The sequence below is a fragment of the Nostoc sp. 2RC genome, from assembly GCF_014222165.1.
Classification (GTDB): Bacteria; Cyanobacteriota; Cyanobacteriia; order Cyanobacteriales; family Nostocaceae; genus Nostoc; species Nostoc linckia.
In genome coordinates, this window is record NZ_JACKZU010000055.1 from 12,744 (window position 1) to 28,535 (window position 15,792).

General features: G+C 41.1%; 13 protein-coding genes. 9 read left to right on the forward strand and 4 right to left on the reverse strand.

Annotation, left to right across the window (positions count from 1 at the left end):
• Nucleotides 1-86 precede the first annotated feature (86 nt).
• The 5 genes from GNE10_RS09130 to GNE10_RS09150 all read left to right on the forward strand — a co-directional run bounded on the left by GNE10_RS09130 (nucleotide 87) and on the right by GNE10_RS09150 (nucleotide 7,804).
• On the forward strand, nucleotides 87-1,091 hold the full coding sequence (locus tag GNE10_RS09130) for an SDR family oxidoreductase (RefSeq protein WP_185564752.1): 1,005 nt from the start codon (nucleotides 87-89) through the stop codon (nucleotides 1,089-1,091).
• A gap of 553 nt (nucleotides 1,092-1,644) precedes the next feature.
• A complete protein-coding gene (locus GNE10_RS09135; RefSeq protein WP_185564754.1) occupies nucleotides 1,645-5,631 on the forward strand; it encodes a magnesium chelatase subunit H in 3,987 nt (1,328 codons plus the stop codon).
• 54 nt (nucleotides 5,632-5,685) lie between these two features.
• The gene (locus GNE10_RS09140) at nucleotides 5,686-6,261 is read left to right on the forward strand and encodes a Uma2 family endonuclease (protein ID WP_185564757.1); all 576 of its coding nucleotides are present in this window, start codon (nucleotides 5,686-5,688) and stop codon (nucleotides 6,259-6,261) included.
• Nucleotides 6,262-6,272: 11 nt separating this feature from the next.
• On the forward strand, nucleotides 6,273-6,596 hold the full coding sequence (locus GNE10_RS09145; protein ID WP_185564760.1) for a HigA family addiction module antitoxin: 324 nt from the start codon (nucleotides 6,273-6,275) through the stop codon (nucleotides 6,594-6,596).
• Between the two features lie 32 nt (nucleotides 6,597-6,628).
• Nucleotides 6,629-7,804 carry a DNA cytosine methyltransferase gene (locus GNE10_RS09150; protein ID WP_185564780.1) on the forward strand — a complete coding sequence of 392 codons (1,176 nt, stop codon included), beginning with the start codon at nucleotides 6,629-6,631 and terminating at the stop codon, nucleotides 7,802-7,804.
• A gap of 3 nt (nucleotides 7,805-7,807) precedes the next feature.
• Here GNE10_RS09150 and GNE10_RS09155 read toward each other — a convergent pair whose 3' ends face one another.
• Nucleotides 7,808-8,602 (reverse strand): hypothetical protein, encoded by a 795-nt coding sequence (locus tag GNE10_RS09155; RefSeq protein WP_185564763.1) that lies wholly within the window; start codon nucleotides 8,600-8,602, stop codon nucleotides 7,808-7,810.
• A 185-nt stretch (nucleotides 8,603-8,787) separates the two neighbouring features.
• On the opposite strand from GNE10_RS09155, the gene GNE10_RS09160 reads away from it, so the two are divergent.
• The 3 genes from GNE10_RS09160 (at nucleotide 8,788) to GNE10_RS09170 (ending at nucleotide 10,388) form a co-directional block, all read left to right on the forward strand.
• Entirely contained in the window at nucleotides 8,788-9,006 is a 219-nt protein-coding gene (locus GNE10_RS09160) for a hypothetical protein (RefSeq protein WP_244918170.1), read from the forward strand.
• Nucleotides 8,990-9,319 (forward strand): type II toxin-antitoxin system PemK/MazF family toxin, encoded by a 330-nt coding sequence (locus tag GNE10_RS09165; RefSeq protein WP_185564766.1) that lies wholly within the window; start codon nucleotides 8,990-8,992, stop codon nucleotides 9,317-9,319. The genes GNE10_RS09160 and GNE10_RS09165 overlap by 17 nt, the downstream gene beginning before the upstream one ends.
• 643 nt (nucleotides 9,320-9,962) lie before the next feature.
• The gene (locus GNE10_RS09170; protein ID WP_185564769.1) at nucleotides 9,963-10,388 is read left to right on the forward strand and encodes a hypothetical protein; all 426 of its coding nucleotides are present in this window, start codon (nucleotides 9,963-9,965) and stop codon (nucleotides 10,386-10,388) included.
• A 123-nt stretch (nucleotides 10,389-10,511) separates the two neighbouring features.
• On the opposite strand, the gene GNE10_RS09175 is transcribed toward GNE10_RS09170, so the two are convergent.
• Nucleotides 10,512-11,216 carry a mobilization protein gene (locus GNE10_RS09175; protein WP_099071576.1) on the reverse strand — a complete coding sequence of 235 codons (705 nt, stop codon included), beginning with the start codon at nucleotides 11,214-11,216 and terminating at the stop codon, nucleotides 10,512-10,514.
• A 573-nt stretch (nucleotides 11,217-11,789) separates the two neighbouring features.
• On the reverse strand, nucleotides 11,790-12,791 hold the full coding sequence (locus GNE10_RS09180; RefSeq protein WP_099071585.1) for a zinc-binding dehydrogenase: 1,002 nt from the start codon (nucleotides 12,789-12,791) through the stop codon (nucleotides 11,790-11,792).
• Nucleotides 12,792-12,967: 176 nt separating this feature from the next.
• Here GNE10_RS09180 and GNE10_RS09185 point away from each other — a divergent pair, with 176 nt between their 5' ends.
• Nucleotides 12,968-13,486: a DUF4174 domain-containing protein gene (locus GNE10_RS09185; RefSeq protein ID WP_099071577.1), complete on the forward strand. Its 519-nt coding sequence runs from the start codon at nucleotides 12,968-12,970 to the stop codon at nucleotides 13,484-13,486.
• Between the two features lie 12 nt (nucleotides 13,487-13,498).
• Here the strand turns inward: GNE10_RS09185 and GNE10_RS35845 are convergent, their stop codons facing one another.
• On the reverse strand, nucleotides 13,499-15,493 hold the full coding sequence (locus GNE10_RS35845; protein ID WP_185564772.1) for an MASE1 domain-containing protein: 1,995 nt from the start codon (nucleotides 15,491-15,493) through the stop codon (nucleotides 13,499-13,501).
• Between the last annotated feature and the right edge of the window lie 299 nt (nucleotides 15,494-15,792).

The window sequence follows — 15,792 nt, forward strand, 5'->3', positions numbered from 1 at the left end:
TTGCAAATATGGATGTGAGTAATAGCTCACATTAACAAAGTTCGGACTAAATCTACAAGAAATACGATCGCCAGGACATAACTATCATGAGTGGCAAAACAGCGTTTGTGACTGGAGCAACAGGTTTGCTGGGTAGTAATCTTTGTCAATTGCTAGTATCCCAAGGATGGCAAGTCAAGGGGTTGGTTCGATCTATTGATAAAGCTAAACGCTTTTTGGGAAACACCCCAATTGAATTTATTCAGGGTGATATGGAGAATGTGCCTGCCTTTGCTCAAGCATTAAAGGGAGTAGATGTGGTATTTCACACCGCAGCATTTTTTCGAGAGTATTACCAGCCAGGTAGTCATTGGGAAAAGATGAAGCGTATTAACATTGATGCCACAATCCAGCTTTTGCAAGCAGCAGAGGCACAAAAAGTACCGCGAACAGTTTTCACTTCATCCAGTGGGGTGATTCAAACTTACCCACATCAGGCTGCCAGCGAAACATCTCCTTACAATCAATTTGCCCAAAAGAACCTTTATTTCAAAACAAAAGTTTTGGCGGAACAAGAAATTTATCGGTTTTTGGAAACTAGCCGTATGGATGTGGTGATGATTTTGCCTGGTTGGATGATGGGCCCTGGGGATGCAGCACCAACTTCTGCGGGACAACTGGTGTTGGATTTATTGGCAAGTAAGCTACCAGGGACGGTTGATGGTGGTGCTTCATTGACTGATGTTCGGGATGTGGCAATGGCTATGGTTAGCGCTGCCGAACGAGGAAAACGGGGTGAGCGTTACATTGTAGCGGGGCCACTGAAAACTATGAAAGATATTGCCTTGGAACTGGAAGCAATTTCAGGGGTAAAAGCTCCCAAAATGGAAATTCCTGATTGGCTGGCACTTTCAATTGCATGGTTATTGGAAACCTGGACGGGTTTGATTGGTGGAGTCAACCCCATGCCACTGGCTGGCGTGCAAACTTTGTTGGAAAAAGCTCACTTAAGTTCCGCCAAAGCCGAAGGAGAGTTGGGAGTAAGGTTTCGCCCTTTCACGGATACATTGAAAGATACTGTGTTGTGGTATCAATCTCAAGGCTATGTCTAAAACCACACCTTGACCCAATACTTGTCGGTTAAGGGGAAAAGGTTAAGGGGTAAGGGGTAAAGGATGTATTTGAAACCTTTGCCCTTTGCCCTTTGCACTTTGCCCTTTGCCCTTTGCCCTTTAACCTTTGCCCTTTAACCTTTGCCCTTTGCCCTTTGCCCTTTGCCCTTTGCCCTTTGCCCTTTGCCCTTTAACCTTTCCCCTTTCCCCTTTCCCCTAACCGTATCGGTGACTCCCCCATATTGATTTGTTTTAGCCATTGCTCCCCTGGCTAAAGTAATAGTATATTAAACTTTATAACTCAATAGTTAAATAAAAATGTAACCGATATTTTACATAAATAAGAGTAATTACTTTAATTATTTGTCAATATAGGTTAATAAATATTTCTTTTTTTATATCGAATTGTGTCAGATAAGCGATAAAATGCCCACTGGGCAAGCATTTTCTGATAAAAAACTCATATTGCCCAATAATAACGAAGTCAACTTTTGCGGTATCAGCCGCTAATGAACTTCCAGTAGAGAACACGCATCAAAGGAGCCGAGGAAGCATGTTCACCCACGTCAAGTCCACGATTAGACATATTGCGCCTGATAACTTACGCGGACGTAATTTAATCAAGGTGGTCTATGTCGTGCTTGAGTCCCAGTACCAGAGTGCATTGTCACAAGCGGTGCGGTCGATTAACGCGCTTCACGAAGAACTGGCGATTGAAATCAGTGGTTACTTAATTGAGGAACTCCGAGATCCAGAGAACTATAAGGAGTTCCAGAGGGATATGGAGAGTGCCAATATATTTATAGCCTCCCTGATTTTTATCGAAGACTTAGCACAAAAAGTAGTAACAGCAGTTGAACCACATCGCGATCGCCTGGATGTTGCCGTTGTCTTTCCCTCGATGCCAGAAGTTATGCGCCTGAATAAAATGGGTAGCTTTTCTCTGGCACAGTTGGGTCAGTCAAAAAGTGCGATCGCCCAATTCATGCGGAAACGCAAGGAAAAATCCGGTGCGGGATTCCAAGATGGGATGCTCAAGCTTTTGCGAACGCTACCCCAAGTGCTAAAGTTCCTGCCAATGGACAAAGCACAGGACGCACGAAATTTCATGCTCAGCTTTCAGTATTGGTTAGGTGGTTCTCCAGAAAATCTGGAAAACTTCTTACTGATGCTAGCTGATAAATATGTATTTAAAGGTTTAGAGAAACAAAATATTACACCTCGTACATATCAAGAGCCAGTGGTTTATCCCGATATGGGAATTTGGCATCCTTTGGCTCCCAGTATGTTTGAGGATGTAAGAGAGTACCTGAATTGGTACACAGCCCGTAAGGATATCTCTAACGATCTCAAAGATCCCCTAGCTCCCTGTATTGGGTTGGTATTGCAGCGCACTCACCTAGTGACAGGGGATGATGCCCATTATGTAGCAATGGTGCAGGAATTGGAAGCGCTAGGGGCACGGGTATTGCCTGTGTTTGCTGGTGGTTTGGATTTCTCTAAGCCTGTGGATGCTTATTTCTACGAACCCACTACCAACACCCAGTTAGTAGATGCAGTGATTTCGCTGACTGGTTTCGCTTTAGTGGGCGGTCCAGCCAGACAAGACCATCCCAAAGCAATTGAATCGCTCAAACGCTTGAACCGTCCTTACATGGTGGCATTGCCGTTAGTGTTCCAAACCACAGAAGAGTGGATGGATAGCGATTTAGGCTTGCACCCGATTCAAGTAGCTTTGCAAATTGCCATTCCCGAATTGGATGGGGCAATTGAGCCGATTATCTTATCTGGTAGAGATGGGGCGACTGGGAAGGCGATCGCTCTCCAAGACCGCATGGAAGCCGTAGCCCAAAGAGCATTAAAATGGGCTAACCTCCGCCGCAAACCAAAGCTCAATAAAAAAGTCGCCATCACCGTTTTCAGCTTCCCGCCAGATAAAGGCAACGTGGGAACCGCCGCTTACTTAGATGTGTTCGGTTCCATCTACGAAGTGATGAAAGCCCTAAAAAATAACGGCTACGACCTGCCAGAATTGCCAGAATCAGCCGAAGCACTGATGCAGGAAGTCATCCACGACGCCCAAGCACAGTACGCCAGCCCGGAATTGAACATCGCCTACAAAATGTCTGTGCCAGAATATGAGGCACTCACCCCCTATTCGCAACGCCTCGAAGAAAACTGGGGGCCACCTCCCGGACATCTCAATAGCGATGGACAAAACCTGTTGATTTATGGTAAGCAATTCGGTAACGTCTTCATCGGTGTGCAACCCACCTTTGGTTACGAAGGCGACCCCATGCGGCTGTTGTTCTCCCGTTCCGCTAGTCCCCATCACGGTTTTGCTGCTTACTACACCTATCTAGAGCAAGTTTGGCAAGCTGACGCCGTATTGCACTTTGGTACTCACGGTTCCTTAGAATTCATGCCGGGTAAGCAAATGGGTATGTCTGGAGAATGTTATCCAGATAACTTAATTGGTTCCATACCCAACCTGTATTATTACGCAGCCAATAATCCCAGTGAAGCGACAATTGCCAAACGTCGGGGTTACGCCGAAACTATTTCTTACTTGACACCACCGGCGGAAAATGCAGGTTTGTATAAAGGTTTGAAGGAACTGAGCGAATTAATTGCTTCTTACCAAACCTTAAAAGACAGTGGACGCGGGATTCCCATTGTCAACTCCATCATGGACAAATGCCGCATCGTCAACTTGGATAAAGATATTAACCTGCCAGAAACCGACGCCAAAGAAATGAGCGCCGAAGAACGGGATAATATTGTAGGCATCGTCTACCGCAAGTTGATGGAAATTGAGTCTCGGTTGTTACCTTGTGGCTTGCACGTCATTGGCAAACCGCCAACCGCAGAAGAAGCCGTAGCAACTCTGGTGAACATCGCCAACCTAGACCGTCCAGAAGAAGAAATTGTCAGCTTACCTAGAATTATCGCTAACAGCATCGGCCGCAATATTGACCATATTTACCAAAATAGCGACAAAGGCGTTTTAGAAGATGTCCAACTATTGCAAGACATCACCTTAGCCACCCGTGCTGCTGTTAGTGCCCTTGTTCAAGAGAAAACCGACGCTGATGGGCGAGTTTCTCTGGTTTCCCGGTTGAATTTCTTCAATATGGGCAAAAAAGAACCTTGGGTAGAAGCGTTACATAAAGCAGGCTATCCCAAAGTTGACACCGCCACACTAAAACCATTATTTGAGTATTTGGAATTCTGTCTCCAGCAAGTTTGTGCCGATAACGAACTGGGAGCATTACTCAAAGGCTTAGAAGGCGAGTACGTCCTACCCGGCCCTGGCGGCGATCCCATCCGCAACCCGGATGTCTTGCCTACGGGTAAAAATATTCACGCCCTAGATCCGCAATCCATCCCCACAACCGCCGCAGTCCAATCAGCCAAAATCGTCGTAGACAGGCTGTTGGCGCGTAACAAGTCAGAAAACGCTGGAAAATGGCCAGAAACCATCGCCTGCGTCCTTTGGGGAACCGATAACATCAAAACTTACGGTGAATCCCTAGCCCAAATTATGTGGATGGTGGGCGTGCGTCCAGTTCCCGATACCTTGGGACGGGTGAACAAGTTGGAATTGATACCCTTAGAAGAGTTGGGACGCCCCAGAATTGATGTTGTAATTAACTGTTCTGGTGTATTCCGCGACTTGTTCATCAACCAAATGAACCTGCTAGACCAAGCAGTGAAAATGGCTGCTGAGGCCAATGAACCCTTGGAAATGAACTTTGTTCGCAAACACGCCTTGCAACAAGCTGAAGAAATGGGGGTTAACTTGCGTCAAGCAGCAACCCGCGTTTTCTCCAACGCTTCTGGTTCTTATTCCTCGAATATTAACTTAGCAGTGGAAAACAGCACTTGGGAAAGCGAAGCCGAGTTGCAAGAAATGTATCTCAACCGCAAATCTTTTGCTTTCAACTCCGATAATCCAGGTATCATGGACGAATCGCGGCAGATTTTTGAAAGTACATTGAAAACTGCGGAAGTGACTTTCCAAAATTTGGATTCTTCGGAAATCAGCTTGACGGACGTTTCTCACTACTTCGACTCCGATCCCACCAAGTTAGTCGCAAGTCTGCGTGGCGATGGTAAAAAACCAGCATCTTATATTGCAGACACCACCACAGCCAACGCCCAAGTGCGGACATTATCAGAAACCGTGCGCTTAGATGCCCGTACCAAATTGTTAAATCCCAAATGGTATGAGGGGATGCTGAATCACGGTTATGAAGGTGTGCGCGAACTCTCCAAACGATTGGTAAATACAATGGGTTGGAGTGCAACAGCCGGCGCTGTGGATAACTGGATTTACGAGGATACTAACGAAACGTTCATCAAAGATGAAGAAATGCAGAAACGTTTGATGAACCTTAATCCTCATTCTTTCCGCAAGGTTGTATCAACTTTGTTGGAAGTTAATGGACGCGGTTATTGGGAGACTAGCGAGGAGAATTTAGATCGCCTACGCCAGTTGTACCAAGAAGTTGAAGACCGGATTGAAGGAATAGAATAGTCATTGTAGGCAGGCAATACGCCTGCCTTAATCTTTCAAATCTGGCATAGCACTATGAATGCTTTAACCGTCAACCTTAAACCAGTATTGGAACTCACAGATGAGCAATTTTTTCAAATATGTCAGGCAAACCGTGACTTGAAATTTGAACGGACTGCAACTGGAGAATTAATAATTATGCCACCCACGGGCGGAGAAACTGGAAATAAAAATGCAAGAATCACTCAACAATTAATGAATTGGACTGATGCTGATGGTACTGGCATAGCCTTTGATTCTTCTACTTGCTTTAAATTACCTAATGGTGCAGACCGTTCCCCTGATGCTGCTTGGATAAAATTAGAAAGGTGGGATGCTTTAACTGCTGAACAAAAAGAAAAGTTTCCCCCTATCTGCCCTGATTTTGTAATTGAGTTACTATCCCCAAGTGATAGTTTGAAGATTGCACAAGATAAGATGAGGGAATATTTAGATAATGGTGTGCGTTTAGGTTTGTTAATTAATCGCAAATCTCGACAAGTTGAGATTTATAGACAAGGGCAAAAGGTTGAGGTACTAGATTCTCCTGCAACGTTATCAGGGGAGGATGTTTTAAAGGGTTTTGTCTTAAATTTGGGCAGAATTTGGTAAGATTTAAAATTATGGATAATTGGCAAGATATTACTGATGATAGATTAGTAAGGCCAATACCTCCTGGCGAAGTAATTGCAGATATTTTAGATGATTTAGAGATTACTACCGCGAATTTTAAAGAAATTTTGGGAGTATTTCATCAAACAGTTCAGGAAATTATTAATGGTCAAAGAGCAATTACAGCAGATATAGCAATACGTCTTGGTAAAGGTTTAGGAAATGGCCCTAGACTTTGGCTAAATCTTCAGCAAAAAGTTGAACTTTGGGATGCTTTGCAAAGCCATAAAGAAGAATATGAGCAAGTCATAAATCATAGTATAAATATACTATGATTTATGACAATAATTGCTTGGGAGCAATCACGATGATAGATGGTAAAGCTATTTCTATTTCCTTATTTACAGGGGGTTTTGGTTTAGACTTAGGTATGGAACAAGCTGGATTTCATACAGTAAGTATAGTAGAAAAAGACCCTGATGCTACAAAAACGATTCTTATTAATAGACCATTATTGCAAGAAAGTGCTGTTCCTAGAGAAATAGAAAAAGTCACTTCCCAAGAATTACTTGAGGAAGGAGGAAGAGTTTTAGATTTAGGTAGAGCCTTACGTCCTGGGGAGGTAGACTTAATAACAGGTGGTCCACCTTGTCAGCCATTTAGTACCGCAGGCAAAAGAGGTTCAGTAATAGACCCTCGTGGTAGTTTGTTTATGGACTTTATCCGCATTGTTAAAGAAGTTCAACCTCGTTTTTTCTTAATGGAAAATGTCAGAGGTTTGCTGTCTGCTCCTCTTCGTCACAGGCCAATTAACCAACGCGGAAAAGATTATGCACCTTTAGAACCTGATGAAATAGCTGGCGCTGCATTAAGAGTGGTATTAGCAGAAATGAGGGAACTCGGTTATTACGTGATTTATAACCTTTTAGAAGCAGCAGATTACGGTGTTCCCCAAAACAGAGAGCGTGTAATTTTTATTGGTTCTAGAGATCAAGAAGGAGCTACATTCCCTATTGCTAAATATAGTAAAGATGGTAAAAATTTACCCAAATGGCTGACTTTAAGAGACGCTTTAATAAATTTAGTAGATCCAGAACCGGAGTTTATCGCTTATTCCGAAAATCGTTTGAAATTTTTAAGATTATTGGAATCAGGACAAAACTGGAGACATTTGCCAGAAGAATTAAAAAAAGAAGCTATGGGAGGTGCTTATAACTCAGGAGGTGGAAAAGTCGGTTTTTATAGAAGATTGTCTTGGGATAAACCTTCACCAACAATCACAACAAGTCCACACCAAAAAGCTACAGATATGTGTCATCCAGTGGAATTGCGTTCTTTAAGTATACGCGAGTCTGCAAGAATCCAAACTTTTCCTGATGATTGGATTTTTTATGGTTCGGTAACTTCTAAATATAAGCAAATTGGTAATGCAGTACCAGTACTACTTGCAAAAGAAATTGGTACTTATCTTTTTAACTTGATTCAAGGAAATAGGCTAAAAGGCAAAGAGATGGCTCAACAACTGTCGCTGTTTGATTTATAAAATTTACTTTGCAGCTAACTCAGTAAAAGCCCGATCAATTTTCTGTAACATATTTCTGACATTGCTTTCAACAAGGTTATAATCCATGTGAATTTGCTCCCAAAATGCTTTACCAGCAATGCGAGGAATGTTCGGATCGTTAAATGTCCACTGACCTAAATTAAAAGCTGCTATAAATAAAGGGTTTTGATGAATACTTAATTCTTTTTTGGCTCTAGGCGCTTGAGAACCAGTTAATGTACCTTTTAGAGTTTTTAATTGTGCAAATTTAACCGTTTCTTCTGAAAAAATAATAATATCAATACCAGTAATTTTAATTCCAAATTCCAATTCTGGGTTAATAATATAAGGACTTATATTAGATATTTTTTCCCAGAGACTTCCCATTGTTGTGCTAAGGCTCCTTGTTACTGAGTTGCTAGTTACCAGCAATTTTGCTCCACATAGTTCAAAAAGATTTTTTGGGTTAGGATAATGGTCAATTATTGCACTTTTATTTTCAAAGTCTGCTTTTAGCCAGTCAATAAAATCATTCGCAAATTTATCAGTTTTAATGCTAATTAACTCAGATTGTATATTCAACTCTAAAACAGAGCCATTCTGTTTGTTTTGTGCAATTTGATATTCAAAATAAGCAGGTGCTATTGAAGAAATAACTTTTGCATACTTATATGCTTTATGCAAATCTTTATCGGCAATGTGAATTACATCAATTAAGGAAGCATGATGTAAAATTAAAGCTTTACGTTCTAGGACAGTAAGTGGAATTAAAGTTTCAGCTGCTAAAGCAGTAGACATAAAAGCTATTTCAACTGATTGGGCTTTCTTAGTATTCCCCAAAATTATGCAAATGGCACCACTCTTCTACAACAAGCGATGTCTAACGACAAGCCGCTACGCGTCTACGCTTTATTTTTGAATTTTTGAGGTTGGTTTTCTGCAAAGCGATCGCTCTTTTAGCCATCAAAGCATAAAATCAAAGCATGACTATTGATAAAACAGATATGCTAAAAACACTTTGGGCTACTGTTCGACAAGGAAAAATCGAACTGTTGGAGTCAGCAGAATTACCAGAAGGTACAAGAGTGTTAGTGACTCTGATTCCTGACGATGAAACTGAATTTTGGCTTCAAGCTAGTCAAACATCACTCTCATCAGTTTGGGATAACCCTGAGGATGATGTCTATGCCCAATTACTCTAAAAATGACATCATTTTGGTTAAGTATCCCTTTTCAGATTTGTCCATTTCAAAAGTTAGACCTGCCGTTGTAGTCAGTGCGCCACACGTTTCTCAAGACATCCTAATCACGCCTTTGACAAGCAAAACCGGGGCATTACTAGAAGGTGAGTTTGTCTTGTCTGAATGGTCAGCAGCAGGACTAAACGTGCCTACAGCAGTTAAGAGAGGTTTATACACAGTACATCAAAGCTTAGTTGTAAAAGCGATCGGTAAGTTAGCTGATGCTAATGCTGAACTGTTAGAAAAATCTTTAAGAGGTTGGCTGGGGTTGTAATACGAGCCAGCAGCCGAGTATTTTTGCGATCGCACTCACTTTTTTATAACAAACGATATGTAACGACAAGCTGCTACAAGTCTATGTCTATATTGCAATCATAAAATTAGCGATCGCTTTTGGGAATGTCCAAAATGCAGAATATCGCTTACTTGTTCAAAACAAGCGATGCTTAAGGCTGGCTACGCCTACGTATTTGCGACTTCGGACACTACATTTGCGACTTCGGGCACTACATTTGCGACTTCGGACACTACATTTGCGACTTCGGGCACTACATTTGCGACTTTGGACACTACATTTGCGACTTCGGGCACTACATTTGCGACTTCGGACACTACATTTGCGACTTTGGACACTACATTTGCGACTTTGGACACTACATTTGCGACTTCGGGCACTACATTTGCGACTTTGGACACTACATTTGCGACTTTGGACACTACATTTGCGACTTTGGCGATCGCCTTCACATCACAGATTGTATTTATACTAAAACAACCAACACAAATAAACAGATTAATGAGTAAAAATACAGAAAAACTCTCAATTTTAACTCTTAATCAAATCCTCAAAACTACTCTTATCACGCATAAAGGCATTCCACTATCTTGAAAACATAACTATTCAAGAAATATTTTCCATGTCTGTAAAAACTCGCGGTTCTGCTGCTCTGGACAAAGCCCAACGTCGTCTCGCCTTGCTTAAATCCATTAATGAAAATCTAGATTTAGGGCACGGATTAACAATTGAAGCTTACAGTCGCTACATTGATGATACACGTGCTACGCTAGAAGCCCATAATACCCTTTTGTCTAATCTTGATGAATCTCGTAAGACAATGGATCTCAAAGACAAAGGGCTTTCGGAACTATCTGAGAGGATGCTGAGTGCAGTCGCAAGTATCTACGGCAGAAATAGTATAGAGTATTTAAAAGCAGGTGGTTCTAATCGAAACCGGAGTAAGAGCAAAAAATCTATTACACAAGCTCCTTCAGTTGTAGCGATTTCCACTAACGAATCCACCCCAATAATAACTAACGGCAAAGGTAGCTTAAGTAATATTTAAGTTTAAAAACCTTGCATTTACAATTTCTAACAACACAATAAATTAGAAAAAATAGGGATAAAACTATTCCCTATTCCCTCAACTCTATTCCCTGCCTTCACAAAAAGACTTTTTCAGCTAACTTTATTTAACTTCTTCATACCATATACCAACGGTTTCAAAAGCAGCGTAGGCTAGCTTGAGAAAATTCACCACTCTTTGTTTGCTAATTATTCCAAATTCTTTATACTGTCTTGCATCGGCAAATGTTAATCTATGCTGGTCTATAATATTTCTTTCTTTATATGCAAGTTTGGGAAAATCTATAGCCTTAATATTATATTTTTTCACTACTTCTTGTATTGTCGCGTCAGAATTTACATGTTCCCAATCCTCGCATAAGCCTAAATTTCTGACTAATATATGAGGAACTTTGCCAGCATAGCTATTTACAGATTGCTTAAATAAATTTAAGCTGTCATATCCTCCTGTTGAAACAAACCATTTACAAAAATATACTCCTTGTGATTCTCCCAGTTCAATTAACTGATTTTTCTCAATCCATTCCTTGACTGCCCTATGAGATTGTGCTGCTAGATTAGCAATCACTGTCTTATTCATTGCAATCTCAAAGATTTTATCTGCCTTGTCAGCTTGTCTCTCATCTTCTGTAAACACTGCATACTGACATATACCCTTATACACCCCGGCCACATCTGGATTTGATCTATCGGTTTCTATTGGTATAAACGGCATATTCTTATCCAGGCAATACTGAATCATTGTTCTAGCGACTAGAGACTTGCCTACCCCTCCCTTTTCCCCATCGATCAAATGAATTGTTGGCATAGCTGCACTCCTTTATATTTAAACCCAGTATTGATTGTCGCTTAACATTGAGAATAATATTCAGATTTCACCGAAGATTCGCAATTTTGAAGGCAATTGCGACGTAATAATATCACGTTATTCAAAACTCAACTACCCCCACCGGGCAATTGGAAATCACGGCTACACAGACGAAACCCACCTACGTGGGTTTGAAAATCTTGATTTGGTGTTAGTCAACGCAGGTGGACTAAGTTTTGTGTAGTAGCGAATTCTATTCACCCAATACTTTTTAAACATTCTCTAGGAGTACCCTTACCTTCAAAGGTTATTTATAGAAAATAAAATTAATGTAGGGTGTATTAGGCGCATATTTTCGATATGATTGGTCACGAAATAACTACTTAGCGCCTAACGCACCGCCGCATGGATGGTGCATTAAGGCTCAATTTCATTGTCTTTAAGTCCCCAATCCTTTCATTTTTAATTATCTTTAGCGAACTCAAAAGAATAAATTATTCCGCTTGAAGCGTTGACTGTTAACTGTGAACCGTCAACAATCAACAGTCACAGTTAATAACCTGATAATTTTTGTTAAAAACGAACAATGACTTTACCGCGATTTTCACCGCTATATAAATATTCTACAGCGTCAACAATAGATTCAACGCCTTTGAATTCTGTTGAATCAACAGCAGGTTTAATTTTACCTGTTGAGATTAATTCCATCAATCGAGACTGTTTTTCTGGTAGATATTCTAAATAGTCAGTGAAGAGAAAGCCACGTAATGAAGCTGATTTCCATAGTAATTTGTTGTATATTCTTGGACGGTTTACCAATTCTAGTTCTGATGATAAATATTCAGAAATATATCCAACGATCGCTAGTCTACCGCGCCGTGCCAGGTTATCAACACATATATCAAATAACTCACTACCAACGCATTCATAAACTAAATCAATGCCTTGGGGATATTCTTTTTTGAGAACTTCATCGAGATTTTCTTGAGAGTAATCGATCGCTCGATGACAGCCAAGTTGCTTGAGAAATTCCACTTTGGAGTGCGATCGACACGTTCCAATCACATGAGCGCCTGCAAGCAACGCCAGTTGCACAGCATAACTACCTGTACCACCTGCTGCGGCTGTTACCAATACTACATCACTGCTTTTGACTTCTCCAACAACTTCTAAACCAATGGCAGCAGTCATACCACTAGCCACAACAGTCAGTATTTCTGGAGTTGCTTGTTGAACAGGCATCACTTGAGTAGCATCAACCGCAAAATACTCGCGGTATCCACCTCCTATTTGCAAAGTAATAACATGGTCGCCTATGTGCAGATGTTGTACATCTTCACCAACAGCAACAACAACAGATGCAGCTTCAACTCCGATATCGAATGGTGGTGTATTTGTAAAATATACCCCCGCAGCAATATTGACATCTGAAGCATTGACTCCAGCATAAAGATTACGCACCACAACCTCATTGCCAGCAGGTATGGGAAAATCAGTTTCAACAATATCAACAGCAGCTCTAAAATTTCGGCTCAACTGTTTGACAACTAATTTTTTATAAGTCTTGGGATTCATGATGATTTCCAATTCAACTTGAGAAGCTCTACCCATTGAGCGACAACGAACACATAATTCATAATTTACAATGCAGCCAGGATTTCATTCATTGAAAGTTAAATCCTGGCTGCCTCGTCAAACTTCTACAATAAATTGACAGACACTCAATACTCAATTAATGATGATACCTTGAAATGATGAAATTCGTAAAAATTTTCCAAATAAATAACTCGGTATTAATCGCCGTGACACTACTCGCATCGTTGATGCTAGTGCCAGCGAACATTGCTGGTACTGTGAAAAATTCAACCAATCCAGGCATTAAAATGTTTTCATTTAACCTCAGTTCCCAAAAATGGCAAAATCGCGTGTTATTGGTGTTTGCACCATCTGTTGATAACTATAACTATCAGCAACAAATAAAATTATTTGACCAGCACCAAGACGATTTTACACAGAGGGATTTGATTCTTGTTCGGGTTTTAGCAACAGATAAAAGCTATGCCAACGGACTGCCAATCGATGAGCCTTCCGCTGAAAATTTGCGAAATCGCTTTGGAATTGATAAAGGAAATTTTCGCGTCATTTTGGTGGGCAAAGATGGTGGTGTCAAGCGCCAAGATACTACACCAGTCCAAGCAACAGCAATTTTTGAACAAATAGATGCTATGCCCATGCGCCAACAAGAAATGCAAGAACGGGGCAGAAAATAGTTGATATAGTACTCAACCAATCTTTTTAGCTTTCACAGGAATCTCGATGGCAAATTTTGTGCCTTGTCCCACTGTGGACTCACACCAAAGATTACCGCCATGCTTCTCAGCTACAATTTGATAACTAATAAACAAACCCAAGCCAGTACCTTTGCCAACTGATTTAGTAGTGAAGAAAGGATCGAATAATTTAGAGGAAATTTCTGGGGGAATGCCTACTCCATTGTCAGAAATCACAATCATCACTTGGTTTGCATCAATTTGACTAGTCTGAATCCAGATGGTATTGAGGTTAACTGAAATTTCTTGGAATGAACGTACTTGGTTAGATTCTTCTAATGCATCAATAGCATTGCTCAAAAGATTCATAAAAACTTGATTGAGGGAGCCGGGATCGCATTCAATCAGTGGCAAACTAGTATATTCTTTAACAACCTGAATTTGTGGACGGTGAGCTGTTGCTTGCAAACGATATTGCAAAATCACCAAGGTACTATCAATCCCCTCATGAATGTCTACCGCTTTCAATCCTTCTTCATCCAAGCGCGAGAAGTTCCGCAACGATAACACAATAGTAGAAATGCGTTCGGTACCGACTTTCATGGACTGAAGAATGTTGGTTAAATCTGATTGTAAAAAATCCACCTCCAGCTTATCCAGTTCTACTTGGAGTGCTGGAGATGGGTTAGGGTAATGCTGTTGATAAATTTGCAATGCTGCGAGCAAATTTTCAACATACTCAGAAAGATAAATTAAGTTGCCATAAATAAAATTAACTGGGTTATTAATTTCATGAGCAACCCCCGCCACCATCTGTCCCAATGCAGACATTTTTTCACTATGAAGCATCTGTAATTGAGTTTGTTTGAGGGTTTGTAGAGTTTGCTTGAGAGCCGTATTCTTTTCATTTAATTCTTCAGTTCTCTGCTGGACTCGAACTTCCAGAGTTTCATTAGTTGTGGCTAATTCAGCAAAAGCTAAACGCAGGTTGGTTTGTGCTTGTGTTCGTTCTACGATGGTTGCCGTCAACACAAGAATCGTGAGTGTAATCACACCAATAAATGATTGCAGTTGCGCCAAAGATTGGTTGAGATCTTCACTGGCAAAACCACCTTTACCATTGACGGTGGCAATGGCAGCAATGGCAGCCACAATAAAATTGAATAACGTTGCACCCGGTTGTCCCAGTCGAAAAGCAGACCAAATCAACGTTGGAATCAACATGTATTCCAAGTGATATTCTTTACTAAAAACAATTTTGCTGCTCAAAATTACTAACCCCATTAAGATAACTGGCTCTGCTAGGATCAACCAAAATCTTAAACGGCGTAAGTTTACTGGAAACTGACGAATATGGCAGAGATTTTCAAAATCCTCTGAGGTTGAACTTAGAGATAACCATTGCCAGAGGGAATGTCGTTTTTTGTGAATGAATTGCTCCCAACTAAGCATAACTGGGGTAACGATAAAAATTCCTGAAACGTTGGAAATCCACCAGGTCAACCAAACTGTACCATAGGCTGTCCAGGGAACTTTACCACTCAATGCCAAGCAAGCCACTCCAACAGTTGCATTAATGTTTGGCCCCACCATACCGGCTAGAATCAAAAATTTGAACGTGTCGGGGACACGTTGTAACGGATAGCGGAGGTTGCTAGCTTTTCGTAGCAGGAAAGCCCCAAATATAGTGCCTAGAGTTGTTCCGATGGCAATTCCCATAACTGGTAGCGTCGAAATCACCAGAGATAAGAAACTTGTTGAATCTTGAAACGCCCAAAAGTTAGCAAAAAATGAACCCAGAAAAACACCGTACCCCATCCAGTTACCAAACAATAAAACAGCCCCAGCAGCAATTCCATCCGGCGGCCAAACTGGAGTCACATCCTGGGGTGTAGAGGCAAGATGACGCGAGATTTCAGCCATTTGATAGTAAGCGATCGCCAAAACAACTGTGCCTCCCATTTGCCTGAATGCAGAAGGGAATAAAGGCAATTTTTGTTCAATCATTTGTTTATTGACTGCTTGCTTGCTGTTAACGTTTCTTTCTAAACATAGAATGCCCGTTTTTTCTAAGCTTCAGAACAAAAAGCAGCCTAAAATTAATTGGAAAAATTACTCAAATATAATCTCAACTAAATTGCACTCAAAGATAGTAATTTAGTCTGGGAGTAGGGAATGGGGAGGAGCCACTTGCTCAGCAAGTAACGTTGGTGAGTAAGAATATTCTGTTTAATATCATGTCCGCTTGATTACTTATTAAACCCGAAAAACCCCACCCCTTAATCCCCTCCCCGCAGGCTCTGAGG

What these genes read in the sequence shown, in the direction of transcription:
- GNE10_RS09165 (WP_185564766.1), top strand. Translation starts at nt 8,990, where the DNA reads ATGCCCAATTACTCTAAAAATGACATCATTTTGGTTAAGTATCCCTTT.
- GNE10_RS09175 (WP_099071576.1), bottom strand. Translation starts at nt 11,216, where the DNA reads ATGCCAACAATTCATTTGATCGATGGGGAAAAGGGAGGGGTAGGCAAG.
- GNE10_RS09130 (WP_185564752.1), top strand. Translation starts at nt 87, where the DNA reads ATGAGTGGCAAAACAGCGTTTGTGACTGGAGCAACAGGTTTGCTGGGT.
- GNE10_RS35845 (WP_185564772.1), bottom strand. Translation starts at nt 15,493, where the DNA reads ATGATTGAACAAAAATTGCCTTTATTCCCTTCTGCATTCAGGCAAATG.
- GNE10_RS09140 (WP_185564757.1), top strand. Translation starts at nt 5,686, where the DNA reads ATGAATGCTTTAACCGTCAACCTTAAACCAGTATTGGAACTCACAGAT.
- GNE10_RS09185 (WP_099071577.1), top strand. Translation starts at nt 12,968, where the DNA reads ATGATGAAATTCGTAAAAATTTTCCAAATAAATAACTCGGTATTAATC.
- GNE10_RS09180 (WP_099071585.1), bottom strand. Translation starts at nt 12,791, where the DNA reads ATGAATCCCAAGACTTATAAAAAATTAGTTGTCAAACAGTTGAGCCGA.
- GNE10_RS09155 (WP_185564763.1), bottom strand. Translation starts at nt 8,602, where the DNA reads ATGTCTACTGCTTTAGCAGCTGAAACTTTAATTCCACTTACTGTCCTA.
- GNE10_RS09160 (WP_244918170.1), top strand. Translation starts at nt 8,788, where the DNA reads ATGACTATTGATAAAACAGATATGCTAAAAACACTTTGGGCTACTGTT.
- GNE10_RS09170 (WP_185564769.1), top strand. Translation starts at nt 9,963, where the DNA reads ATGTCTGTAAAAACTCGCGGTTCTGCTGCTCTGGACAAAGCCCAACGT.
- GNE10_RS09145 (WP_185564760.1), top strand. Translation starts at nt 6,273, where the DNA reads ATGGATAATTGGCAAGATATTACTGATGATAGATTAGTAAGGCCAATA.
- GNE10_RS09135 (WP_185564754.1), top strand. Translation starts at nt 1,645, where the DNA reads ATGTTCACCCACGTCAAGTCCACGATTAGACATATTGCGCCTGATAAC.
- GNE10_RS09150 (WP_185564780.1), top strand. Translation starts at nt 6,629, where the DNA reads ATGATAGATGGTAAAGCTATTTCTATTTCCTTATTTACAGGGGGTTTT.